Origin of the sequence: Paenibacillus baekrokdamisoli (assembly GCF_003945345.1) — a bacterium.
In the GTDB taxonomy this organism is placed as follows: domain Bacteria; phylum Bacillota; class Bacilli; order Paenibacillales; family Paenibacillaceae; genus Paenibacillus_Z; species Paenibacillus_Z baekrokdamisoli.
Genome location: NZ_AP019308.1, coordinates 4831690 through 4855381, shown reverse-complemented (window position 1 = coordinate 4855381; position 23692 = coordinate 4831690). Strand labels below are relative to the sequence as shown.

The following is a 23692-nucleotide window of genomic DNA, read 5'->3' as shown; positions in this document are numbered from 1 at the left end:
ACAAGAGGAGGGGACATCTTATGCTAAACTTCGTAACCCAATGGAAGAAACAAAGCTCTTTGATTGTGGCAGGTGCCTTATTATTAACTGTACCGCTTACTGCCCAAGCCGCTGCTCTACAAACAACATCTCCAGCCATGTATCAAGGAGATGCCCAAAAAGCAATTTCCTTAAATCTAGGAAATGGCAAGCTTGATCCGAATGCGCCTTTGACTTCCAGGGAGCTTGTGACTCTGTTGAACCAGTCGGCTGCGCTTGCTGGACAACCCACTTCATTTACTTTGCAATCAACCAATCCAATCAAGCGCCAGGACGTTGCTGCAATTCTTCGCAACACGCTGAAATTAGCAGCTGCAGCAGAGCCATTCAAAGATGTGTTGGACCAGACGGCACTTTCAACCTCAGTTGGTTCTGTGTTTAAAGCGAAGCTCATGAACGGTGTTGATGCTGCTCATTTTGCTCCAGGTGCAATCATTAATCATAACCAAGCCTATGCCATTGCGTATCGAGTTTATGACTTTCTTAAACCCTTTCAAGTGACAGAGACGACCATAGCCGACATTCAAAAAGCAATGGATCAGGGCAAGCTTACTTCCAAGCAGCTTGTGGAAATGTATCTCAAGCGTATTCAAGAATATGATGATCAGAACGTTAAATTAAGTGCCATTATCACCGTGAACCCTGAGGCGCTGCAAATCGCCGAAGCGCTAGATAAGGAGCGTGCAGCGAAAGGCCCGCGTGGTCCGCTGCACGGTGTTCCGGTCATCGTCAAAGATAACTATGATACAGCAGATATGGTTACAACTGCCGGCTGCTTATGTTTGAAGGATTTCACCCCATCTAAGGATGCTGAAATGGTTGCGAAGCTAAAGGCTGCAGGTGCCATTATTATGGCAAAAGCAAATCTTCACGAGTTTGCCTTCGGAATCACGAGTTCGAGCTCTCTAGGCGGTCAAACGTTGAATCCATATGCGCTTGATCACTATCCAGGTGGTTCGAGCGGCGGTACTGCAGCAGCGATTGCATCCAACTTCGCACTGGCGGGGCTTGGAACGGACACAGGGGCCTCGATTCGTATACCTGCTTCCTATAACAATCTTGTTGGTATCCGCCCAACAATGGGGCTAACTAGCCGTGATGGAATTATACCGCTTGCTTTATCCCAGGATGTTGGCGGACCTTTGGCACGTACGGTAACAGATGCCGCGATTATGCTTGATGTTACTGCAGGTTATGATCCAGATGATACGGCAACTGCTTATGGTGTTGGACATATTCCAACAAGCTATACCAATTCGTTGAAGCTTGATGGTCTGAAGGGCGCTAGAATCGGGGTTGCTACTGAACTGTTCGGCACAAAGGCGGATGAGCAAGATATCACTAATTTAGTTAACAAAGCCATTGGTGATATGAGGAAACTCGGAGCGGTTACCGTGGATATCAAAATCCCTAACCTTGACAAAATCTCTAAGTTTCCAAGTCTCAGCAACTACGAATTTAAATTTCAATTGAATGATTATCTGGCTAAAGAAGGTGATAATGCGCCTTATCATACTTTGACTGATATCATAAATTCTGGCCTATACGATAAGGCACAGGAGGCTGCGATGAAAGCGCGCGATGCTCGCGAATCATTGGATACAGTAGAATACAAAGACATCCTACTGAACCGGACGAAAATAACACAAGAAGCTATACTTAAAGTCATGGCGGACAACAAGCTAGACGCGATCATCTATCCAACTACCATGCAGTTGGCAGCCGTGATTGGTACGGTGCAAAACTCAGGCGTAAATACTAGAATTAGTCCATTCACCGGTTTCCCGGCAATATCCGTGCCTGCTGGATTCACGCCTGGCGGACTGCCGGCTGGTTTCGAACTATTGGGCAGAGCATTTGACGAACCAACATTAATCAAACTCGCATATGCCTACGAGCAAGGCACGCATAACCGTAAAGCACCAACCTTGCTGCCTTAAATAAGTTTCGTTTCAAATAGGATTGTTGTACACAGAAGGGGCTGTCCCAAAAGTCATCAAAGAGACTTAGGGCTAGCCCCTTTTTTTGTCTAAACATAGCAAAAAGAAATCTCTCTTTGGTAAAATGGAAGTGCGACCAACCATTCCAAAGGAGAGATTTCTTTGTACATCGAATATACCATGGATCAACTTAGCTTGCCAATAGATCTCCAAGAAGAAAACCTGGAAGCACTCGTCAAATACAGCACCTATCATCGTGAAAAGTCCAAGGCATGGCAAGCCGACATCAGTAAGATCGACAACTGGCATTATGATGAAAACGGAGACACATGGACCTGGCCAGCTGGAGAAAAACTAGCCTTCCGGTACGAAAGCAAAGAAACAACGGAGAGTGGATTGGACAGATAAAAACAATCGAGGATTTCGCCGTTTTCTGCTTCGTGGCTTGCCCAAAGTGAGCCTGGAGGTCGGATGGCTTTCCCTTGCCCATAATCTGCTGAAGAAAGCAGCAGTAGAGCGAAAACGAAAAGAGGCTGTGTAGGATTAATTCCCTGCACAGCCTCTTTTTCATAAAAACCGTTATCTGCAGATTAGAAATTCGATCCTTTGTCTATCCCAAGACCCCTTTTGCTATTTAAATAAAACCTGAAGTGCATCCGCTAGCTTCCCTGTTCCATACACAAGTAGCCAGCCCGAAAGGGCTAGCCTCTTGTCCATTTGTGGAAAGGATTTTAAACGGGTTTCATCTATCTACATTAAAGGATTAATGAATGTTGCATTTGTTTTGAGTAAAGTGAATTTGATTTTTCTTGAACAAGTAACCTAAGAGGCTGGTTTACCGGAGGAATGTTAATATGAATGTATTTCAAATGAAACTAGTTCTTAATACGGAGATAAATCATGCGTATTCATTTGCTTTTACAAACAGGGGGAATGCGTTTTAGAAACCATGATGTAATAGAAGGGAGGCAAAATGTCGTATGTTATCAAACATCGTGGAAAATTCATAGGTCGTTAAAAAAAGACAAGGATAAAATATAGCTGGTTTTATCGTTTCCCACTGTACAATTCTATCAAGCGTAGGTTGTAAGTACTTATTTTTTATTATTGCATAGATGCAAATAAAACCAATCAACAGACCAGTTATTATGTCCGAAGGGTAATGATAACCCAGATAAAATCTTGGAAGTACAATAAATAAAGAGGTATATGCAAATAATAGTCCGCCGATGCGTTTGGAAATCAAAGCAAAACCAATCGACAATCCAAAGTACAAGGCTGCATGATCACTAGGAAAAGAACTCATTTTGGGAAGTATTTCACTAGTTAGTCCTATAGGAGTTTGAAATCCAAGGACAGGATTTATCATGGGCCGGGGGCGATTTTCTATTAATTCAGTAATAGATCTAGAGATTAGTAGGCTAACGAAGCATGCCAGCAAGGTTCCTAACAGAATTTTTTGATTTGTTTTATTTTTTGATGAATAGAACCAAAGTGACCAAAAGAAAAGCATAAAAATGAGCCCTTTAAACTCATCACGATCTGCAATGACATGAATTATTTTATTAATAAATGGCGACATAAATGAATGATGATTTAACCATTCGATAAAAGAATTATCAAGTGAATTAAACATAGTGGAGCCCTTCTTTCTCATGCAATTAAAAAGGATGACTCAAGATGATTTTGATTAAAAGGGTCTTGAGTCAGTATGAGATAAAGTAGAGATGCTTAAGAATTAGGTGAATCCTGCTGGACTTCAGACTTTATGGAGGGCATTGGATTCTTGGAAACTTTGAGTGCATAGAAATAAGCTAATAGGTAAAACAACGAGTAAATATCAATAGTCTTAACTCCAAATGAATTCATAGCAGAAAGAGCAATTAGAAGTACAATTACAAAATACTTGTACTCAATCTTCTTAATTACAAGATATAAATAATAAATAAAGAGGAAAACAAAATACCCCACTTCAAAGAATAAAATTATCCAAGGATTCTCTAAATAAACACTTTCATGGCTGGAATTATAAAGTACAATTTCTTCGGTTGCACCTCCTAATCCCAAAAACTGAAAGGAAAATAAATGGTGAAAAAAGTAGTTCAATATCATATATCTAGCCTCTGTTGAAGAGTCAGCACCATTTACTCGATTTAAAAAGGTTTGGCCAAGCGGTGAGAATATCAGTCCGACAATTAATAGGATAACGGGCGTTAGAAACAATAAATATTTTTTAATGAATCCCCAACCATTCTCTTTGATTGAATCATTATAAATGAGCACAAGAAAGGAGAGTACAAATATACTTCTTGAACCAGATACGAGAATATCCAGCATAAATAAAATAAGCAGCGGATACTTTAGGTAGAGGTTTTTAACATTCACTTGAACCATTATCATACTAAACAAAAATACTAAAGCATTATCCAATGGATGTCCGATAATCGTTTTTATCCGATAACCTTCATGGTAGGTTCCTTCAATCCAAGTTGGAGTTTCGTTATCATAAATAGACTGCAGCGGATTCGTTTGATAAATGTATTCAATTAACCCTGAAACACCAATAATAACTAACACAATCAGAATGACATTAGTATACAAGTTTAGCTTTTTTCTGTTATAACTTTTTTGGGTGTAAATAAAATAAAAAAATGACATTGGAGCAAGGTAATTGTGATTGAAATTACTAATACCGCTAAGACCACGGTGTAGAAAAGTAATAGAAAAAAACAACCCTAGAATAATCAGTGTTACAATTGTGACTTTATCCCAGACAAGTCTTTTCTTTATAAGATCTTCAATAAACGTTAAATAAATCATAATCAGCAGTGAAAAGACCAAAGGGTGAATTTTTATTGGATTTAAACCATTATGGTCATAGAAATCAAGCAGAAAAATTTGCCCTACAAGCACTAAAGCAATAGTAACGGTAGGTATCAAGAACACAAATGAGATTTCTTTTCCAAATCGTTTTACTAATAGATAATAGACGATACCTAATAAAATATAGACAATATACACGTAAAAGTGGGTTTTGAGAAGAAATGCAAAAAGAAAGCCGATCAATAATGGAGTTAAGAATATCAAAACCCCGGTTTTTTTATTTAATGGCATGCCATACCTCGTTACGAATGAATTTTTATTTGATTACGTTGGTCTTCTTGAAATATACATGGTTAGGATAAGCCCAGTAAGGAAGCCTATAATAATGGATAAACTTATAAATCTTTTTGGATAAGGAAACGAAGGAGTGTTCGGAATTTCAGCATTTTTAATAGGAATGATTAATTTCTGAAGTGTCAATTTTTGAGCGAACGTAGTGAATATTGCTTTCACAGTATTAGACATGATGGCAGCATGTTGTGGATTGGTATCAAACGCGCTTATTTTGAGAATACGGGTGTCATTTTTAATATTAACGTCTATGTTCTTGCGAAGATCTGCAAGAGAGATTTTACTTGCCCAGGAATACTTAGAGACTAGCTGTTCTTTTACTTTGTCTAAGATGACATCAGATAAAATAATCGTTTGAAAATCATTAACAATTGCTAAACTGGCTAGTAATTCTAGGATCAATTCTGTTTCTTGGGGCTGATCATCTTTTAGTGCGGAGTCTGCAGGTTTATTGAGCACCATAATTTCAGATATTGCTTCATAATTTGTTTTAGCCACATGGTAAGTGAAATACCAAGAGAAACTGGTGCAAATAATGATGCACCAAAGGATAATCAAACTATTTTTGGCAAAAGTATTTAATAGATTTTTATTTTTCAATGCTATCTTCCTTTGTGTTTTACTAAGAGTGAGAACAAAATGTCGTTGCTTAGCGGTTAATGTCAATAAACTGCTATCCAGCCTTTTTTCTCTAGTTCAATAATACCATAAAACACAAAGAAAGACCCCTTATAAAGTAATATCAGAAATACTAAATCCGATTCTGATATCTTTATAAGGGGTAAATAAGAGTAATGGGAGATTAGGTGTTTAATTTTTGTAGTATAGCTTTGTACGCGGGCTTCTTGTCATAAGAATTGTCGAATAGCAAAGGATATTCGGCAAACCCAGTATATTTGTTTAACCAGCTCTGACCATCCTTCATACCCCAGAACACAATGGATTTTACACTTGGTAAGTTCAAAGCTATATCAAATATATTACTGTAAACCTCAGCCTGTGCTTGTAGCTTTTCTTCCTGAGTCCCGCTAAAGGTATGTGTAACAATATCTAGCTCGGTGATGTCCGTGTCTAATCCAAGATCAGCAAAGCGTTGAAAGTTCTTCTTCATTTCAGCGTAGTTTACACCATTTATCGTTAAGTGAGTTTGAAAGCCAATGCCATCAATAGGAACACCTTTGGCTTTTAAGGCTGTGACCATTTTATAGATAGCATTCGATCGATCATTTGTTACTTCGGTATCAAAATCATTATAGAAAAGTTTTGCATTAGGATCAGCATCATGGGCAAATTTGAACGCCAGTTCGATATATTCAGGTCCTATGTTGTCATACCAGACAGTAGGACGATAGGCCCCATTTTGCCAGAAAGCTTCATTGACAACATCCCAAGCGTATATTTTTCCTTTGAAGTGGGAAACGGTTTGGGTAATATGATCTTTCATAATATTGATCCATTGCTCCTTGGTAAAGGTTCCATTGACTACCCAATCGGGGAGTGATTGATGCCAAATAAGAGCGTGACCACGAATAAGTAAATTGTTCTTTGTAGCAAAGGAAACCAGTTTATCAGCCTCATCAAAATTAAATACTCCCTTTTGAGGTTGAACTTGACCCATTTTCATTTGATACTCTGGGGTAATAATGTCAAATTCATGATTGAGAACAGATGCATACTGAGAATCATTTACATAATAGGATTGAGTGGCGATCCCAATATGCTTATTTTTTAGTTGGGCAAATGACTTTAAGGATGAGTCTGCTTGCGTATTCACTTGGTTTGTTAGCTGATTAGACAATTTGGAAGCTATGTCAATTAATGAAGTGTTTAAAAATAGATTCACAATTAACAATGTGGTTACTCCAACTTTCCAAACATTCTTTTCCCAGAATGTTCGGGTTCCTAGTATCTTCAAATGTTTTCACCTCTATTCTCATATTTGACTATTTTTTCAATAAACTCTCCATGGCGGTGTAAGCTGGCTTTTTGTTATAAGAATTATCAAAAAGTAGAGGGTACTCTTGGAATCCGGTATCCTCGTTTAACCAGCTGTGATCATCCTTCAATCCCCATGTCATGAACACCTTACAACTTGGAAGGCTAAGGGCAATTTTATAAACGTTTGAATACACATCGGCCGTAGCTTTCATTTTTGCTTCAAAAGAGCCTTTAAAAACGTGACTAATGACGTCCATTTCAGTTATATCCGTATCTAATCCTAATTTAGCAAAACGTTGAAAGTTATTTGTCATATCATTATAATTCACACCGTCAGTCGTTAAGTGCGTCTGAAAGCCAACCCCATCAATGGGAATGCCTTTAGACTTAAGTGATTTAATCATTTGATACATGGCATTTGATTTAGCGTTTGTAACTTCCGTATCGAAATCATTGTAGAATAATTTGGCTGATGGATCTGCGTCATGGGCAAATTTGAAGGCCATTTCAATATATTGTGGTCCTATATTTGTGTACCAAATGGATGGACGATAATCCCCGTTTGTCCAGAACGCTTCATTGACAACATCCCAGGCGTATATTTTTCCCTTGAAATGGCTTACAGTCGTTGTGATATGATCCTTGAGGATCTGAATCCATTCGGTTTTTGAGAAGTTGCCATTAACTACCCATGATGGTAGGGCGTCATGCCAGATTAGGGCATGTCCTCTAACTAGTATGTTTTTCCGTTTGGCAAAATCAACAATTTTATCGGCCTCCGTAAAGTCGAATACACCTCGTTGATCTTGAATCTCACTCATTTTCATTTGATATTCAGGCGTAATGATATCGAATTCATTGGATAGCAAGGAGGAGTACTTGGAGTCGGTTAAATACCAAGATTGAGTGGCAACCCCAATATGCTTACCTTTAGCTGCAGCCGCATCTCTTAATCCAGATGTTGACATGTTATGTACTCTGTTGCTCAAATCATCTGCGAAGTCCGACACAATATCCAAGAAGGAGGTTTTGAAGAAAAGATTTAATGCTAAAAGAGACAAGATTGTAGCTTTCCAAAAATGTTTGCGAATGATAATCTTCATTTGCGATCACCTTATCCCTTTTGATAGTTTTTATAAAAAAAGACTTATCCAATAATCCGGATAAGTCTTTTACTTCTTAAGTAAAAGGAATATGTACCGGAAGCTGGCTGGCATGGTAGATTACCGTAGCCCCTATAGCTTTGCGTCGCTAGTTTTCACTAGGTTTGCCTTTATACGATATTTGTTTATAGAAGTAGAGGTACTAATGTTAGAGTGGAATTTTATTTGGATGAGGTAAGACTATACTTATCTAATAAAACCTGCATTTGTAAAAGTAGATCATTTCTTAAATCGGATCGATTGAGCGCAAACTCCAACATGGTTTGAATAAATCCTAATTTCTCACCCACATCATAACGGGTGCCTTCAAAGTCGTAAGCATATACGGCTTCTACTAGATTTAAAGTAGCAATTGCATCCGTCAATTGGATCTCGCCACCAGCTCCTGGCTTCTGGGAGTCAAGAATTTCAAAGATTCGTGGAGTGAGAATATATCGACCCATGATCGCTAAGTTAGAGGGTGCTTCTTCCAGCTTTGGCTTTTCTACCAGACGTGTTACCCTCGTAATATGTTCTTCTAAAGATAATCCATCTACAATTCCATATCGTGAAACTGCTGAATCTGGAACAGATTGAACACCTAAGACGGAAACGCGATATTTATCATAAACCTCAATTAATTGCTCTAGACATGGCTTTTCAGATACTACGATATCATCGCCAAGTAGAACTGCAAAGGGCTCATTTCCAATGAATTTACGTGCACACCAGATGGCATGACCTAAACCTCTAGGCTCTTTTTGTCTAATATAATGAATATTAGCTAGAGAAGTAGGATGCTGCACCTGTTCAAGTAAGTCGAATTTCCCTTGATCGAACAATATCTTCTCTAATTCAACGGAGTTATCAAAATGATCTTCAATCGCTCTTTTTCCTTTACCTGTGACAATGATAATATCTTCGATTCCTGAAGCAACAGCTTCTTCAACGATGTACTGGATGGTAGGTTTATCTACAATAGGCAGCATTTCTTTAGGCATCGCTTTAGTTGCTGGCAGAAAACGAGTACCTAACCCAGCAGCTGGAATAATTGCTTTTTTTACTTTCATAAAAGGATTCCCTCCTGTTCTATTTTTCTTTAATTAGATTCAATAAGCACCTTTTCGATTGAACACAACCATAATCGTTTTAATAATAATTTTAACATCGAGCCATATTGACCATTGATCTATATATTCGGTATCTAATTTTACGACTTGGTCAAAGTTAGTTATTTCACTTCGGCCGGTAATTTGCCACATCCCCGTCAAGCCTGGTTTGATACTAATTCTACGATAGTGATGTGTTTCATAGCGCTTTACCTCATCAAGAGTTGGCGGACGAGTTCCTACCAGACTCATATGACCTAAGAAAATATTAAAGAACTGGGGGAGTTCATCTAGGCTAGTTCTTCTCAGAAATTGACCAACTCGGGTGACTCTAGGGTCATTGTTCATTTTGAACATAAACCCACCGTCCACCTTATTTTCATTCATTAATTTCTGCTTTTGTTGTTCGGCATCAATCTGCATGGTCCGAAATTTATAAATGTTAAAGACTCGTCCATTAATTCCTACACGTTTTTGAGCGAATAAGGCAGGTCCCTTGGAATCTAGTTTTATCAAGGGGTAAAGAAAGATAAATAGGAAAGCAGTGATAAGAATCCCTACGATTGAACCTATTAAATCTAGAATTCTTTTGAAGTACAATTGGAAATCATTTAAACTCACCGTGTGCAAGGTAAGCATAGGTAAAGTTCCAATACCAGTAAAGTGAGATTTAGAAACACTCAAGCTATACAAGTCCAGAATGAGACGGGATGTAACCCCCATATTCTCACATAAAGCGACATGATTCTCTATACTAGTAACTTGCTTGTCTCCTATTGCAAAAAAGACTTCATCCACTACATGCTGTCTTAGTATTTGTTCCAGATCTGTGATTTTGCCAAGAAGCGGTGAGTTTGTCAGAGGACTTTCCGAATTTAACTCCACATATCCTATTATATCGATATTTACATTGGTTTTATTTACATAGTATTCGAATTTTTCTATAACGTTTTGGACACCAACGACAAGAACTCTTTTACGCAATCCAATCGTTCGTTTTTTGGAATATGTAAAGTAGGTTCGAAAGGAAATAACTAGTAAGAATGAGATGCCAATAAAGGTGAAAAAAAAGTGTCGGCTGTAGCTAAGACCGCTTTGAAAATAGATCATAAGCAAGATCGATAGAGTAGCGATAAGTACGGAGTTAAAAACATTTCTAATAATCCGATCGTAATATGTAAATGTGAGCTTATTATACATGTTATACAGATTCATAGTTGAAGTATACAAAGCAATGAATATAAGAAACATCCAGAAGAAGCTTTTGAATTCATGGAGCTCAATAATATTCCCTACGATTTGATAGGATAAACAGAAAGAAATAATAACTGCAGCTACATCACAGAAAAGCATGGAAAAATGAAAAAAAGAATTGTTATTGAACTTATGCATTTGCTTCATCCTTTAAACACATTTATGAGAGGTGAACTAGGTCTTTGGAATTAATGAAATTTACAAAATAAATAGAGATTTACAGATAATACATGCTAATTGTATCACACTTTTTGCAAATGAGAAGTGATTTGCAATCAACTTTCTAGATATTTGTCGAATTATAATATCATATTGCTCTTTATTATAGAAGCATATAAAATATGACCATGTATGAACGAATAAAATGTCAGAAAATTTCAGAACTCAAAAGGTTGGAGTGTTTTATGGGTAAAATGTTACAATTTGCAAAGTCATTTATTTTTTCTGTGATTTACTTCTCAGGGATATATTTTATACTGGACAAGCTTTTTTTTACAAAAGGATTATATATTGTAGGTTATCATCGAATATCGGAGAATCTCCCCGCAAAAGATGTTCATGTTCTGGCTATCACTCAAAAAAACCTTGCCGATCATTTCCAATACTATAATAAGCAATTCGAAATCATCACGTTGGATCAAGTAGAACCCTTGCTAAAGCAAGCGAAGCTGAAGAAAAACTACATGGTGGTCACTTTTGATGATGGTTATCGTGATAATTTCACACTCGGACAGGCTCTATTCAAAAAGTTTGAGATTCCTGCGACCATATTTTTAACCGCATCACCTATTGAAGAGAGGATGCCTTTATGGACTGATAGCATTGACCATATGGTATTTTCCAGCAAGCTGGACTCTGTCCTATTGAAGCTTCAGAACCTTAAAGGGGAGTTTAGTCTTACTACCCAACACGATCGTGTTCAGTTATCAGAACTGGTTAAGAATGAGATTAAGCAACATAATGAACAGATTAAGCAGCAAATGATTAAGGAACTGGGATATCGTTTAGAAGTGGGAATAATGACGAGCGATGCGTTAATGATTAATTGGCATGAAGTTAAGCAGCTTATGGAAGTTAACGTTCAAATGGGTAGCCATACTATGCATCACCCGACATTAAGTGCAATAGATTTGCAAGAAGCAATTGGAGAGTTGAAGCAATCGAAATCATTAATTGATCAAAGAATTGGACAAGAAGTTCGGCATTTTGCTTACCCTTATGGAAGAAGCGTCGATTATAATGATGCCGTTAAAAAGGAAGTTTCCAAAATATATTCGACAGCTGTTACAGCCATAAATGGAATTAATTATTCTGGTCATGATCTATGGGAGCTCGACCGTGTGATCGTTGAGAATATTGGCGTGCAACAATTAAGATTCCGGCTTCTAAAACTAAAGATAAAACATTATTTTAACAAGAATAGAAGGTAACTGTAATATGGAACATTCGAAAAAAAACAGTTTTTTGCAAAATCGCCTCTTTAGGAATTTAAGCATTGTATTCTCTGAGAACATCGTGACGAAAGCATTAAGCTTCATTATCATTTTGCTGCTATCTGTTAATTTGGGACCAGAGGATTATGGTAAATACTCATACCTTTTCGTTAACATCGCATTTTGCAGTGCTTTATTCGACTTTGGGATGGAGAATACAGCCGTCCGTTTCTCAGCTAAAGATAAGGAGAACACCAATGTTATCTTCGGCCTGTATTTGTTTACGAAACTCTCTATTATATTCATTGTGATCGGTGTTGTTTTTTTCTTTGGGAGCTTTATATTCACGCTGCTTGGGCGTGAGGATATCATTCAATATATCCCTTATTTTATAATCGGTTTTCTGGGGGAGTCCTTGCTTTTTGTCAATGATACCTATTTGCAGGCTGTTCAAAAGTTCAAGCTGCGCGCAATGATCAATATCTTTAGGTATATTTTTTCCCTCCTGTTCATTCTTCTGTTGTATCTGAATCATGCTATTTTGCTTAAATATGTCATCTTCTTATACCTACTCCCCCTTCTCATTTCGGTCTTCTTTCTTTCTAAATACATTTATTTTCTTAAGAGTTATTTTTCTAAGCGAATCGTTCGTGTCATGTTGTTGGACATTGTTCACTATGAGAAGTGGATGCTAATGGTATCAATACCCAATAATACCTTAGGCCGAATCGACTTTTTGATGATCGCTATTTGGGTAGCTTATGATCAACTCGGAATTTATAACGTTGCCTTTCAATTATCTGCGATTGTGGCATTTCTTCCCTTTGTGTTGAGTAAAGTTATGCTGCCGACCCTATCCGAGCTTAGTCCTGAGAAGGTCGTGGCGTTTACGAAAAAGATACTGAAACCAACCCTTTACATTTCCCTTGGGATGCTGGTATTAATTCCGCTAGCAAGGCCTGTTATTTCACTTATTCTGGGGTCCAAATATCTTCCATCCGTTTCTATTCTACAGTTCATGCTGCTGTCCGCTATAATTGCGTTTGCATTAATACCTATTGAACAAGCCATTTATTCATTAGGTAAACCTAAATTTATTACGATAGGCAAATGTGTACAGATTGTATTGATTGTTCTGCTTATTACGGTTACCGTGCCTTATTGGGGCTTAATCTGGGCGGCTATTTCAGTTGCAATTGCCAGGTTGCTATACGGCATAATATTGTTTAGGCTCTATTCTAGCTATACCAAGAAATTATCAGAAGCAGGCTAAACGTTTTGGATAAAGGAGAACAAAATGAAAACCGAATCAACTGTTCGAGTACTGCATTTAATATCGGCTTTTCAAATGGGAGGCGCGGAGAAGCTGCTGCTTGATTTGATCGCAGAAAACGCAGCACAACCCAAAGTAGCCTTTACTGTTGTCATTATGAATGATCTTATCAGTGAGGAATTGAAGGACGAGCTCTTGGCTACTGGCTGTGAGGTACATCTTCTGCAGAGGCCGCCAAAGCATCGTCATCCCAAATACTTGTTGAAGCTGATGGGGATTATTCGGAAGAATCGAATTCAAATTATTCATTCTCATAATTTTGGAAGTAAAATGTGGGCCATTCTATGTAAAATGTTATTCCCCAAGCTTCGCTTAGTCTTTACGATTCATGACACCCATATTGTTAAGAAACTTAGTGGTTTTCATATCTTCCTTCACAAAAAAATCATTAATCGTAATATTGCGATTTCCAATGCTGTTTTGGACGAATGTACCGAGCGCCATATAAATAATACGACAAGAATATATAATGGCATTCGTTTGGAGAAGTTTTATGCCTTTAGGAAAAACAATAATGCGATTAACGGAGAAATTAAACTTGTAAATGTGGCCCGGATTACGCATCGAAAAAAAGGACAGGATGTATTGATTCGTGCTGTTCATGAATGTCTTCATAAAGGGCTGGATGTTTCTTGCTCCTTCATAGGTGGTGTTTATGAATATGATAAGGATTCTATGATTCAGTTGAAGGCCCTTGCAGCGGAGCTTCAAATCACTGATAAAATTCATTTTCTTGGGAATATCAACGATGTTCCTTCGCATTTAGCCCAATATGATGTATTCGTGCTTCCATCCAGATATGAAGGATTGGGATTGGTTATATTAGAGGCAATGGCAGCGGGTTTGCCGGTTATAGCTGCAAATATCGATGGGCCTTCAGAGTTAATCAAGCATGGTCTAAATGGATACCTATTTGAAAGCGAAAATGATGTAGATTTGGCTAATCAGATTCTAGCAATGAGTATTAATTCTAGTAAGCGGATGAACATGGTTGCCGAGGCTTCGCGAGGAGTAAAGGAATTCGATATGGCTGTCATGCTGGCGAACTATAGAGATTTGTACCAAAGTTTGACGGCGAAGTAGTTGAGAGTGTATAGGGAGGAGGGAGTATAGTTGCAAACCAAGAGTCATAAAACGGGGATACTCCATCTTATTTCTTCCCTCGAAATGGGGGGCATTGAGACACTGTTGCTCGATTTTGCGGAAACATTTTCTGAAATAGACAGTGAATTCGAATTAGTTGTCGTGGTTATGAACAATAAGTATGATCCCTATCTGCGAAAGCAATTGGAAAGCCTCTGCAAAGAGGTTTATTTTTTGGAACGTGGTGAAGGGGATCGAAATCCTAAGCATCTGCTGAGGTTATTCGGAATTGTCAACAAGCACCGTATTGGTGTTATTCATACACATGATCATGGAAGTAAGCATTTCTCTATGCTTTGCAAGCTAAGAAAGCCAAGTCTTAAATTAATCTTCTCCGTTCATGATAAATTTCTGTTCGATTCCCTGTCCAGGTTGAAAATGGGTTTGCATAAACGAGTAGTAAACCATAATATTGCCATCTCCAATTCTGTGCTGCAGTACTGCTATGAGAATGGGATTAACAAAGCCTCGTTGATTTATAACGGTATTCGATTTTCTCGATTCAAGGGAGGCAACCGTGAGTTTATGGGAGACGGCATTCTCCGAATTGTGAATGTTGGGCGTATTACCCACCGCATTAAGGGACAGGACATTCTCATACGGGCTCTCCACTTGCTTAAGCAGCAGGGTTTCTGCTCGTTTGAATGCCATTTTATTGGAGGGCAATACGATTACGATAAAAATTCGCTGCCTTACCTAAATAGTTTAGTGGAGCAGTATGGACTCGTGGATAAAGTGAAATTTCTGGGTAATCGAAACGATGTGCCGAAATTGCTGCCTCAATATGATCTATTTGTTATGCCATCACGAACAGAAGGATTTGGATTAGTCCTGCTTGAAGCACTTGCATCTGGACTGGATGTAATATCCAGTAATATTGAGGGCCCTGCTGAACTTCTGCAAGATGGTTCTCTAGGCCTGCTGTTTGAAGTTGGAAATGAAAGAGATTTATGTGAAAAACTTATGCAAGCATCTAATAGCAAATATGGTATAATCAAAAACAGCAAAAAGAAACAATATTTACAGAAATTCGACATATTGACAATGTGTATAGAGTACTTAGGCCTATATCGTCGTTTAATAAGCAAAGCTAGCAGCAAAGAGGTGGCAAAATGAAAGTGATTATCGCAGCCAATTCCAGGAAAGTAAAGGGTGGCATTAATTCGGTTATCATTTCTCTAATGGAAGGCTTGAAACAAAGGAATACGGATGTAACAATTAATCGTTTTTCATCCTATATAGATAGCGTCAGTCCATTCCTGCGTATTATTTATTCTATACTAGCAATTCTGAGGTTCCCATTCTCATCCATATCCTATAATATCGTTCACTTGCATTCTGCTGCAAAAGGCAGTTTCTACCGAAAATCGATATACACCTATCTCTCAAAAATATTGAATAAGAAACTTGTTTTTCATATACACGCTTCAGGGTTTGAAGATTTTAAGCAGAGTAATCGCTTTAATTCGTGGTTAGTGAGAAAAACGCTTAATCGTGCAGATTATATTATCGTACTTTCCGATCAAATGAAGAGGCTAGTAGAAACATCTTGTGATAATGATCGAGTGAGCGTGCTGCCGAATCCCATTGTTATCCCAGAGCAAGCTCAAATTGATGCTTATAAAGAAGCGCATGATAAAGTTCAATTACTGTTTTTAGGGGAGATTGGTCCACGCAAAGGTATATATGACTTGGTAGATGCTATTGAGCTGCTACCCGAGTCATCAAGAAACAAGGTAACCCTGCATGTTTGCGGCAATAATGAGATTGATAAATTAAAAGAGTATATAGCATCAAAGCAGCTAACTGGAAATTGCATCGTGCATGGCTGGATTGATGGAGAACAGAAAAAAAAGTTTCTCTCCAATGCGGATGTATATATTTTGCCCTCGTATGCAGAAGGCTTACCGATCTCCATCTTAGAGGCCATGGCCTATGGACTACCAGTGATTAGTACTAATGTAGGAGGAATACCAGAAATTGTCCGCAAGGATGAGAATGGATTTCTTATTGAGCCAGGCGATACTCGTTCTCTAGCAGAAGCTGTAGAAATGCTTGTCAATGACTTTCACCTTAGATTGCGTTATGGTCAAAAAAGCAAAACGATTGTTCAGCCACATGATTTGAATGTAGTTCTTGATCAGTTGGTTGACATATATAGGGACGTATAAACCAAAATGCGTCATTACAGTGTGATCGGATATAGAAAGGGGCATCAAAATGTGTGGATTAGCCGGTTTTTATACAAATATAGCCAATAGTAACTATACCAATATACTTAAGTCCATGATCGATGCAATCCACCATCGCGGGCCGGATAGTGAAGATATCCATGTATTCTCTAACAGTAATAATGGGATTGTAGGCCTAGGACATAAACGGCTCAGTATTATTGATCTATCGGTCAAAGGTAAACAGCCAATGACTTCCGTAAGTGGGAAAACAACCATTGTTTTTAATGGTGAGATATATAACTATCAACCTTTAAGGGTCGAATTAGAAAGTGAAGGCTGGCAGTTTCGAACAAATACAGATACAGAGGTTATCTTAAACCTATACGAGAAATACGGCGAGGATTGTCTGCAATATCTCAATGGAATGTTTGCATTCGCTATCTACGATCGAGAGAAGGAACAATTATTTATTGCCAGAGATCGTTTGGGAATTCGTCCTTTGTTTTACATGTATGAGCCAGGCTCAACTTTTGTTTTTGCTTCAGAAATCAAATCCATTTTCCAATTTCCCGGCATACATAAGTCCGTGAATAACTCCGCATTAATAGACTATACAAGAAATCGCTACGTTAGTAATCCAGAAACCATCTATAAAGGTATGATGAAGCTGGAGCCAGGCAGCTTCTTGTTGTATAAACAAGGTCAGCTAACGAAGAAGAAATATTGGGATATTACTAACTTCGAGAAGAGGAATCTTTCCTTTTCGGATGCGCAAATGGAACTAGATCAATTAATGCAAGACTCCATTCGCTTAAGAATGATTAGTGATGTGCCTGTAGGCGCTTATCTGAGCGGTGGGCTGGATTCAAGCCTGATTGTTGCCATGATGGCACAAAATAGCAGTAAGCCTATTAAGACTTTTTCGGTAGGCTTAGAGAATTCCCAATACAATGAGCTCGGTTATGCTAAAAGTGTAGCAGACATGTTCAAAACAGATCATCATGAATTTGTAATTAGTCCAAAGGATTTTCGGGACAGCCTCTATCAGGTCGTTCATTTTCGTGATGCGCCCTCGTCTGAAACGGCAGATATACCGATGCTCCTGATGTCACGTCAGGCGAAAAAAGAAGTCAGTGTCGTGTTGACTGGAGAAGGATGCGATGAGCTGTTTGGCGGATATCCTAAATATGCTTACGATCAGCTCACTGATACGGCATGGGGGAAAATTGTTTTTAACAATCGTTTAATCTCCAAAATGGTTAATTCCTTGCCTTACTCCTTCCGTAAAGCGAAATTGGCTTACAACAGTTTGAGTATTCAAGATGATGTTAAACGATATAGAAATTGGTTCGCTTCTTTTTCGGAGTCCCAGGCAGATAGTCTGCTCTCAGATGAATTCAAAAATCAATATCTTTCTGACGCTAGTGCTCGGTTTCCTGTGATTAATGGGGTTACGAATCTGGACAAGATGCAGTATTACGACATGAAGTTTTGGCTAACCGATAATCTTCTTGAGCGTGGTGATCGTACGATGATGGCAGCATCCATTGAAGGTCGGCTTCCGTTCCTGGACTATCGTTTAGCTGAATTTGCTTTCCGTATCAAAGAGTCTTATAAAATTAATGGCTTCAACCGGAAATATATCGTAAAGAAGGTTGCAGAGAAATATTTGCCAAACCATATTATTAATCGTAAAAAAATCGGGTTTTATATGCCGATTGCAGACTGGTTTAGGAATGAAATGAAAGACTTTGTGACAGACCATCTCTTATCCTCAACTTTCTTTAATCGAGGAATTTTCAATAAGAAAAAAGTCGAAGAAATGGTAAAAGCGCATATTAATGGCGTCACCAATCATGAGAAGGAAATCTGGATGTTATTAAATCTCGAAATTTGGTTTCGTTCTTCAGTAGACAGGAGGTAATAGACATGAAGGTAGCATTGGCATGCTCTGTTGGAGGACATCTCACGCAAATGAGACAGCTGGAAAAGCTATATAAGCAGCATAACTATTTTTTTATTACGGAAGATACCTTGATGACTAGAGAGCTGGCAAAGAAAGAAAATGTATATTTATTAGAGCTAATTAATCGTAAAAAATGGAACTTTCCATTTTTAATGCTCGTTATTTTCTTTAAAACCCTGTTTTGTTTAATAAAAGAAAAGCCTGATCTTATCATCTGTACCGGGGCGCTGAGTTCCATTCCTTCTTGTATAATAGGCAAGCTCATGAGGAAAAAAGTTGTATATATCGAAAGTTTCGCCAAAATGAATTCACCAACCTTAACAGGAAAGCTTGTATATAAATTTGCTGACTTGTTCATTGTACAATGGGAATCTATGCTTCGTTTCTATCCGAAGGCTGTTTATGGGGGGAGCATATATTGATTCTTCTATCTCTTGGAACGCAAGATTTTCAATTTGAGCGCTTGCTTAGGGAGATTGATCGGTTAATAGAAACGGGCGTTATAAAGGAAGAAGTGTTCGCTCAGATCGGTTATAACGATTATAAACCTAGGCATTATGCATACAGGCCATTTACAGATTTTCAAGAGTTTGATGCACTCTTGCAGGAATGCAGTTTCCTAATTACTCACGGGGGCACAGGTACAATAGTCGGAGGTTTAAAAAAAGGCAAAAAGATCATCGCTGTACCGCGACTAAAGAAATATAACGAACATGTGGACGATCATCAGTTGGAAATTATTGGATACTTTTCGGAGAATAAACTGATTATTGGCCTGGATGAAGTTGAGGAGCTCGAAACGGCAATTCATGAGATTGAATCTTTTCATACGAAAAAATTCGTTAGCGGTAATGAAAAGATCATTGGGTTAATTGACGCTCTTGCCAAACAGATAGAATAACAAGAAAAATTTGAGGTGTTGTGATGCATAAAATAGCAGTTGTAGGTACAGGTTATGTCGGCTTAGTCACAGGAACTTGCTTAGCTGATTTTGGAATGGACACGGTGTGTGTGGATATAAACGAAGAAAAAATTAATAACCTCAAAAAAGGCCAAGTACCGATCTACGAACCGGGATTAACAGAAATGGTTATTCGCAACGTACAGTATAGACGTCTACAATTCACAACGGACATGGCAGAGGCTGTTAATAACGCGGACGTTATCTTTATTGCGGTAGGCACACCTCCACAAGAAGATGGAAGCGCCGATATGAGATATGTAATGGCGGTTGCTGAGCAAATAGCCACGTATATGAATGGATACAAATTAGTGATCAACAAAAGCACGGTTCCAGTGGGCACGGGTCAGAAAGTGAAAAACGTGATTGCTCAGAAGCTAAAAGAATTAGGGAAAGACATGGAGTTCGATGTGGTATCGAATCCCGAATTTCTCCGTGAAGGTACTGCAATTTATGACTTTACACATCCAGATAAGGTTGTTATTGGCGCTGAAACGGAAAAAGCAAAAGAGATTATGAAGGACGTGTATCGTGTCCTCTACCTTAATGAGACCCCTTTTATCTATACAAATATTGAGAGCGCGGAAATGATAAAATATGCCAATAATGCATTCTTAGCGTTAAAGATATCCTTTATCAATGAAGTAGCTAATTTATGTGAAAAAGTAGGCGCGAGTGTACAGCAGGTAGCCAATGCAATTGGTAAAGATGGCCGTATTGGCTCGAAGTTCCTTCATCCTGGCCCTGGTTATGGAGGCAGTTGTTTCCCAAAAGACACCCAGGCTCTGGCTCATATCGGCAGGGAGAATGGCTCGCCTATGCAATTAGTTGAAGCGACTATTAGAGTAAATGATAATCAAAAGATTAAAATGGTTCAGAAAATAGAAGAAGCTATGGTTGAACTTCAAGGCAAAAAATTAGCGGTTCTCGGACTAACCTTCAAACCTAAGACTGATGACATGCGAGATGCTCCGTCTCTAACGATTATTAAGGAACTTGCCAAGAAAGGTGTTACCTTAAACGTGTATGATCCAATTGGGATGCATGAGGCGAAAACATCGCTTGCTAATGTGGAATCTATCAACTATTGTATGGATGAATATGAAGCTATTCAAGATTGTGACGGCATCATTATTGTAACGGAATGGCATCAATTCCGGAACTTAGACTTGGAACGATTGAAAAGCAGCATGAAGTCGCCATTTTTCTTTGATTTAAGAAATATTTACGACAAACAACGGATGAATCAGCTTGGCTTTAACTATTTTGGTGTTGGTGTCTAAGGACTCCATTACACAAAGGATGGGGAATAATTGAAAATGAGTGCTTTACTTGGATTGTTATTAAAGAGGTTTTGGATCGTTATTATATCGCTTGCTGTTTTTGTAGGGCCTATCCTCTACTATAGTTCTAGTAAGCCTGCAGAATATACTGCGGATGCCTCTGTATATATCCTGAGACAAACGACGAGTACCTCCACCAACTTATATCAGGAACTGCTAGCTGCTATCAGCTTAATTAAAGACTATAAAGTACTCCTTCCATCTGATGCAGTGACTTATCCCGTGCAAGAGCAGTTGGCAGCGCAGTATAAATGGGCACAGACACTGACACCTCAAGATATTGCCAAGAAGGTAGAGATTACAAACAAAAATGACAGCCATATTGTGACGGTGAGCGTTAAGGATCAGGATCCTCAAAAAGCCGCAATTATAGCAAATCAAATTATTGCTGTGTTTAAGGAGTTTTCCAAGAAAATTACCGTTGATGACAGTGTAATTGATATTAAAGCGGCTACTCCGCCAACAAAGGCTACTTCATTCCAAAAACTTTATCTTGCAGCAGCAGGATTGGTTGGCTTGCTCGTCGGACTTGTAGTGGCATTATTTCCTGCTTTTACTAGTTCTAATAATGATTCGAGAAGACGTAAAAAGTCCTTCTAATTGCTATATAAAAGAGCTTAGACCATAGGTTTAGGCTCTTTTATATTATTCTTTGACACGCATAGCTTGAGCACAACGAGGGCAATAATGAGAGCCAAAAGGAAGTTCACTTAAACAATTATTGCACTTCATATAAGTAAAACTTCCTTGTACCTTTAAGAGCTCAGGATTCAAGAAAACGATTGATTTTCGCTCATCGGAAATACCTTTGCGAATGATTGTCCTTAGTAAAAAGAGGCTTATAACTCCAACTGCGAGCATTTGAAGGATATGAAATTTGCTGGATATTAGCTGTAAATTCCATACCATATGCAGCTCAATAGCTATAATTATTAGTACGGAACACAGGAGGAAACGTTTGTTTAAATAAAGCTGCCAGATACCCGCTGTTGCGATGGCGGTCCAAGTACCGTGCCCAAAGGGAGTTAACAAAGCGCGGAATAGAATAACACTAAGAGCTTGTCCAGGATCATGCATATTATTAAGTCCGTAGATAATGCATTCAAAAGCAGCAAACCCCATACCCGCAGCTGCTCCGTATACGACACTATCCATTAAAAAACGAGTGCGTTTACGTTTGATTAGCCATATAACTAATAAAAGCTTAGATGGCTCTTCTATCAAAGCAGTTATCAGGCTTGAAGCATATGTATTATTACTAGTAAGATAATCCAAACCTTCCAGTTGGTAAGCCAAAGGAATTCCCACTAATGCGGTCAAAGAAAACAAAAGCATGATTATATAGGGCTGATTGCCTAAAATATTTTTGACATGCACGTAGTTGACGAATGCGATTGGACCAACAAAACTACCAATAATAATAGCTAACACTAGTAAAATATCGTTTTCGAACTTGATGCAAGCATAAGCTAATATGGAATAAAAGATCGTACCTGCTATTGTAATGATCCAGTGTTTTCTTTTCTTCCCTCCTTCAATTAGAGGCATCTCTGAATGAGGGATAATATTATTTTTATCGTTATGGTATGTTTCATTATTACGTATTTTAATGATTTCTTCGAACTGCGTACGCAGCATAGTTTGGTTCTCGAGAACCTTATGGAAACTTTCTCTAGGCAGAACTAGAAGTTCACATCGTCCCAAGTTACGAATGGTTAGAGGTTCTTGTTGACTTCTCAATAAGCCATATTCACCAAAAAAGTCACCTTTTTGTAAAGACTCTACAACAATATCATTTCGTGATACTTGTAGGTTTCCTGAAATTACCATATAGAAATTGTGGCCATAGTCGCCTTCTTTAATAATCGTCTTATTCTCAGGAAGCTGCTGATAAGAGGATTGCTGCGCAAGGGATTCAATAATGTCTTCCGGTAGTCTGGCAAATATGGAAGCCAAACGAATGAAGGTAGTTTTTTGACGATTTAAGGAAAAATCAACAAGTTGGTTGAAGAAATGGGGGGAAATTGTACTCATTTTATCAAAAGAGATATGATTTATTTTTAATAATTGGACTTTAGATTTGGCACGAACAGACGTCTTTCGAATAGTATCACGATGTAGTGTGACTTCTCCAAAAATCCTACCTACACCAAGCTGAGCGAGTACAGTTTCTAAACCAATTAAATCTTGACTGACGATCTCTACATGACCATCGTAAATAAAATAACAGGCATCACCCTGTTCCCCTTTTTGGATTATAAAATCTTGTTGTTCGTGAACAACAAATTCCATTGCAGAGTGCACAAAGTTGACTTCTTCATAGGGTAAGTTCGAAAAGAAGGATAATGAATCTAAATAACCCCTTAATTCACTGATACTTGGCTTCATCGTGGTCATATCCCTCAAAAAGCGTATTTCTACTGCTGCTCTTTAATTGTAAATGTAGAAAGCTGGACATACAAGGGAACTTTTTACAATAAACGGTTAATTACAATAATAATAATGGATAAAAAAAGAGTGATAAATACATTCCCATTCAGCGAGCATTTCAGCCCCCGTGTAAAGCCGAAAGATTTTTGCAGTGATTGCCAATCAAAAAGGGAAACTCGGGGGATTAAAATGCACCGGGTTTCTCAACAAGCTAGAAAAATCTACAGTTGTAAGCGTTTTGAATTTTGCTTTTTTAGAAGCAGTGCTTGTATATTAATATTATAGCTTTTATTCTTTAAAGGACTTAATAGGG

Annotated in this window: 19 protein-coding genes, 1 pseudogene and 1 riboswitch; of the genes and pseudogenes, 12 read left to right on the top strand and 8 right to left on the bottom strand. The window is 38.2% G+C overall.

The window, feature by feature from the left end:
• Window positions 1–20 precede the first annotated feature (20 nt).
• Window positions 21–1979, top strand: coding sequence for an amidase family protein (locus tag EKN16_RS21430; RefSeq protein WP_125661957.1), 1959 nt, complete (start codon window positions 21–23; stop codon window positions 1977–1979).
• A 207-nt stretch (window positions 1980–2186) separates the two neighbouring features.
• Window positions 2187–2520, top strand: a pseudogene (locus tag EKN16_RS33885) (hypothetical protein); the annotation flags it as partial.
• Window positions 2521–2919: 399 nt separating this feature from the next.
• Here the strand turns inward: EKN16_RS33885 and EKN16_RS21420 are convergent.
• The 7 genes from EKN16_RS21420 to EKN16_RS21390 all read right to left on the bottom strand — a co-directional run bounded on the left by EKN16_RS21420 (window position 2920) and on the right by EKN16_RS21390 (window position 10734).
• A complete protein-coding gene (locus tag EKN16_RS21420; RefSeq protein ID WP_164522923.1) occupies window positions 2920–3615 on the bottom strand; it encodes a phosphatase PAP2 family protein in 696 nt (231 codons plus the stop codon).
• A gap of 95 nt (window positions 3616–3710) precedes the next feature.
• Window positions 3711–5093: a M15 family metallopeptidase domain-containing protein gene (locus tag EKN16_RS21415; RefSeq protein ID WP_179955555.1), complete on the bottom strand. Its 1383-nt coding sequence runs from the start codon at window positions 5091–5093 to the stop codon at window positions 3711–3713.
• 33 nt (window positions 5094–5126) lie between these two features.
• Window positions 5127–5819, bottom strand: a complete 693-nt coding sequence (locus tag EKN16_RS21410) for a YveK family protein (protein ID WP_232015915.1) — start codon at window positions 5817–5819, stop codon at window positions 5127–5129.
• 136 nt (window positions 5820–5955) lie between these two features.
• Window positions 5956–7068 (bottom strand): endo-1,4-beta-xylanase, encoded by a 1113-nt coding sequence (locus tag EKN16_RS21405; RefSeq protein WP_125661945.1) that lies wholly within the window; start codon window positions 7066–7068, stop codon window positions 5956–5958.
• Window positions 7069–7096: 28 nt separating this feature from the next.
• The gene (locus EKN16_RS21400; RefSeq protein WP_125661942.1) at window positions 7097–8194 is read right to left on the bottom strand and encodes an endo-1,4-beta-xylanase; all 1098 of its coding nucleotides are present in this window, start codon (window positions 8192–8194) and stop codon (window positions 7097–7099) included.
• Between the two features lie 95 nt (window positions 8195–8289).
• A riboswitch (cyclic di-GMP riboswitch) is annotated at window positions 8290–8373 on the bottom strand.
• 42 nt (window positions 8374–8415) lie between these two features.
• Window positions 8416–9303 carry a UTP--glucose-1-phosphate uridylyltransferase GalU gene (gene galU, locus EKN16_RS21395; protein ID WP_125661939.1) on the bottom strand — a complete coding sequence of 296 codons (888 nt, stop codon included), beginning with the start codon at window positions 9301–9303 and terminating at the stop codon, window positions 8416–8418.
• 39 nt (window positions 9304–9342) lie between these two features.
• Window positions 9343–10734 carry a sugar transferase gene (locus EKN16_RS21390; protein WP_125661936.1) on the bottom strand — a complete coding sequence of 464 codons (1392 nt, stop codon included), beginning with the start codon at window positions 10732–10734 and terminating at the stop codon, window positions 9343–9345.
• Between the two features lie 266 nt (window positions 10735–11000).
• On the opposite strand from EKN16_RS21390, the gene EKN16_RS21385 reads away from it, so the two are divergent.
• The 10 genes from EKN16_RS21385 to EKN16_RS21340 are packed head-to-tail and all read left to right on the top strand — an operon-like array spanning window position 11001 to window position 21549.
• Complete coding sequence (locus EKN16_RS21385) at window positions 11001–12026, top strand: polysaccharide deacetylase family protein (RefSeq protein ID WP_232015912.1); 1026 nt, start codon at window positions 11001–11003, stop codon at window positions 12024–12026.
• Window positions 12027–12033: 7 nt separating this feature from the next.
• Entirely contained in the window at window positions 12034–13302 is a 1269-nt protein-coding gene (locus EKN16_RS21380; protein ID WP_125661933.1) for a lipopolysaccharide biosynthesis protein, read from the top strand.
• Between the two features lie 24 nt (window positions 13303–13326).
• Complete coding sequence (locus EKN16_RS21375) at window positions 13327–14445, top strand: glycosyltransferase (RefSeq protein WP_125661930.1); 1119 nt, start codon at window positions 13327–13329, stop codon at window positions 14443–14445.
• Between the two features lie 30 nt (window positions 14446–14475).
• Complete coding sequence (locus tag EKN16_RS21370; protein WP_125661927.1) at window positions 14476–15621, top strand: glycosyltransferase; 1146 nt, start codon at window positions 14476–14478, stop codon at window positions 15619–15621.
• Window positions 15618–16676 (top strand): glycosyltransferase family 4 protein, encoded by a 1059-nt coding sequence (locus EKN16_RS21365; protein ID WP_125661924.1) that lies wholly within the window; start codon window positions 15618–15620, stop codon window positions 16674–16676. The genes EKN16_RS21370 and EKN16_RS21365 overlap by 4 nt, the downstream gene beginning before the upstream one ends.
• 49 nt (window positions 16677–16725) lie before the next feature.
• Window positions 16726–18603, top strand: a complete 1878-nt coding sequence (gene asnB, locus EKN16_RS21360) for an asparagine synthase (glutamine-hydrolyzing) (RefSeq protein WP_125661921.1) — start codon at window positions 16726–16728, stop codon at window positions 18601–18603.
• 5 nt (window positions 18604–18608) lie between these two features.
• Entirely contained in the window at window positions 18609–19067 is a 459-nt protein-coding gene (gene pssD / locus EKN16_RS21355; RefSeq protein WP_125661918.1) for a PssD/Cps14F family polysaccharide biosynthesis glycosyltransferase, read from the top strand.
• Window positions 19064–19546: a PssE/Cps14G family polysaccharide biosynthesis glycosyltransferase gene (gene pssE / locus EKN16_RS21350; protein ID WP_125661915.1), complete on the top strand. Its 483-nt coding sequence runs from the start codon at window positions 19064–19066 to the stop codon at window positions 19544–19546. The genes pssD and pssE overlap by 4 nt, the downstream gene beginning before the upstream one ends.
• A gap of 23 nt (window positions 19547–19569) precedes the next feature.
• The gene (locus EKN16_RS21345; protein WP_125661912.1) at window positions 19570–20889 is read left to right on the top strand and encodes a UDP-glucose dehydrogenase family protein; all 1320 of its coding nucleotides are present in this window, start codon (window positions 19570–19572) and stop codon (window positions 20887–20889) included.
• A 36-nt stretch (window positions 20890–20925) separates the two neighbouring features.
• The gene (locus tag EKN16_RS21340) at window positions 20926–21549 is read left to right on the top strand and encodes a YveK family protein (protein WP_232016575.1); all 624 of its coding nucleotides are present in this window, start codon (window positions 20926–20928) and stop codon (window positions 21547–21549) included.
• Between the two features lie 45 nt (window positions 21550–21594).
• Here EKN16_RS21340 and EKN16_RS21335 read toward each other — a convergent pair whose 3' ends face one another.
• Window positions 21595–23337, bottom strand: coding sequence for a cyclic nucleotide-binding domain-containing protein (locus tag EKN16_RS21335; protein WP_164522921.1), 1743 nt, complete (start codon window positions 23335–23337; stop codon window positions 21595–21597).
• Window positions 23338–23692: the final 355 nt, after the last annotated feature.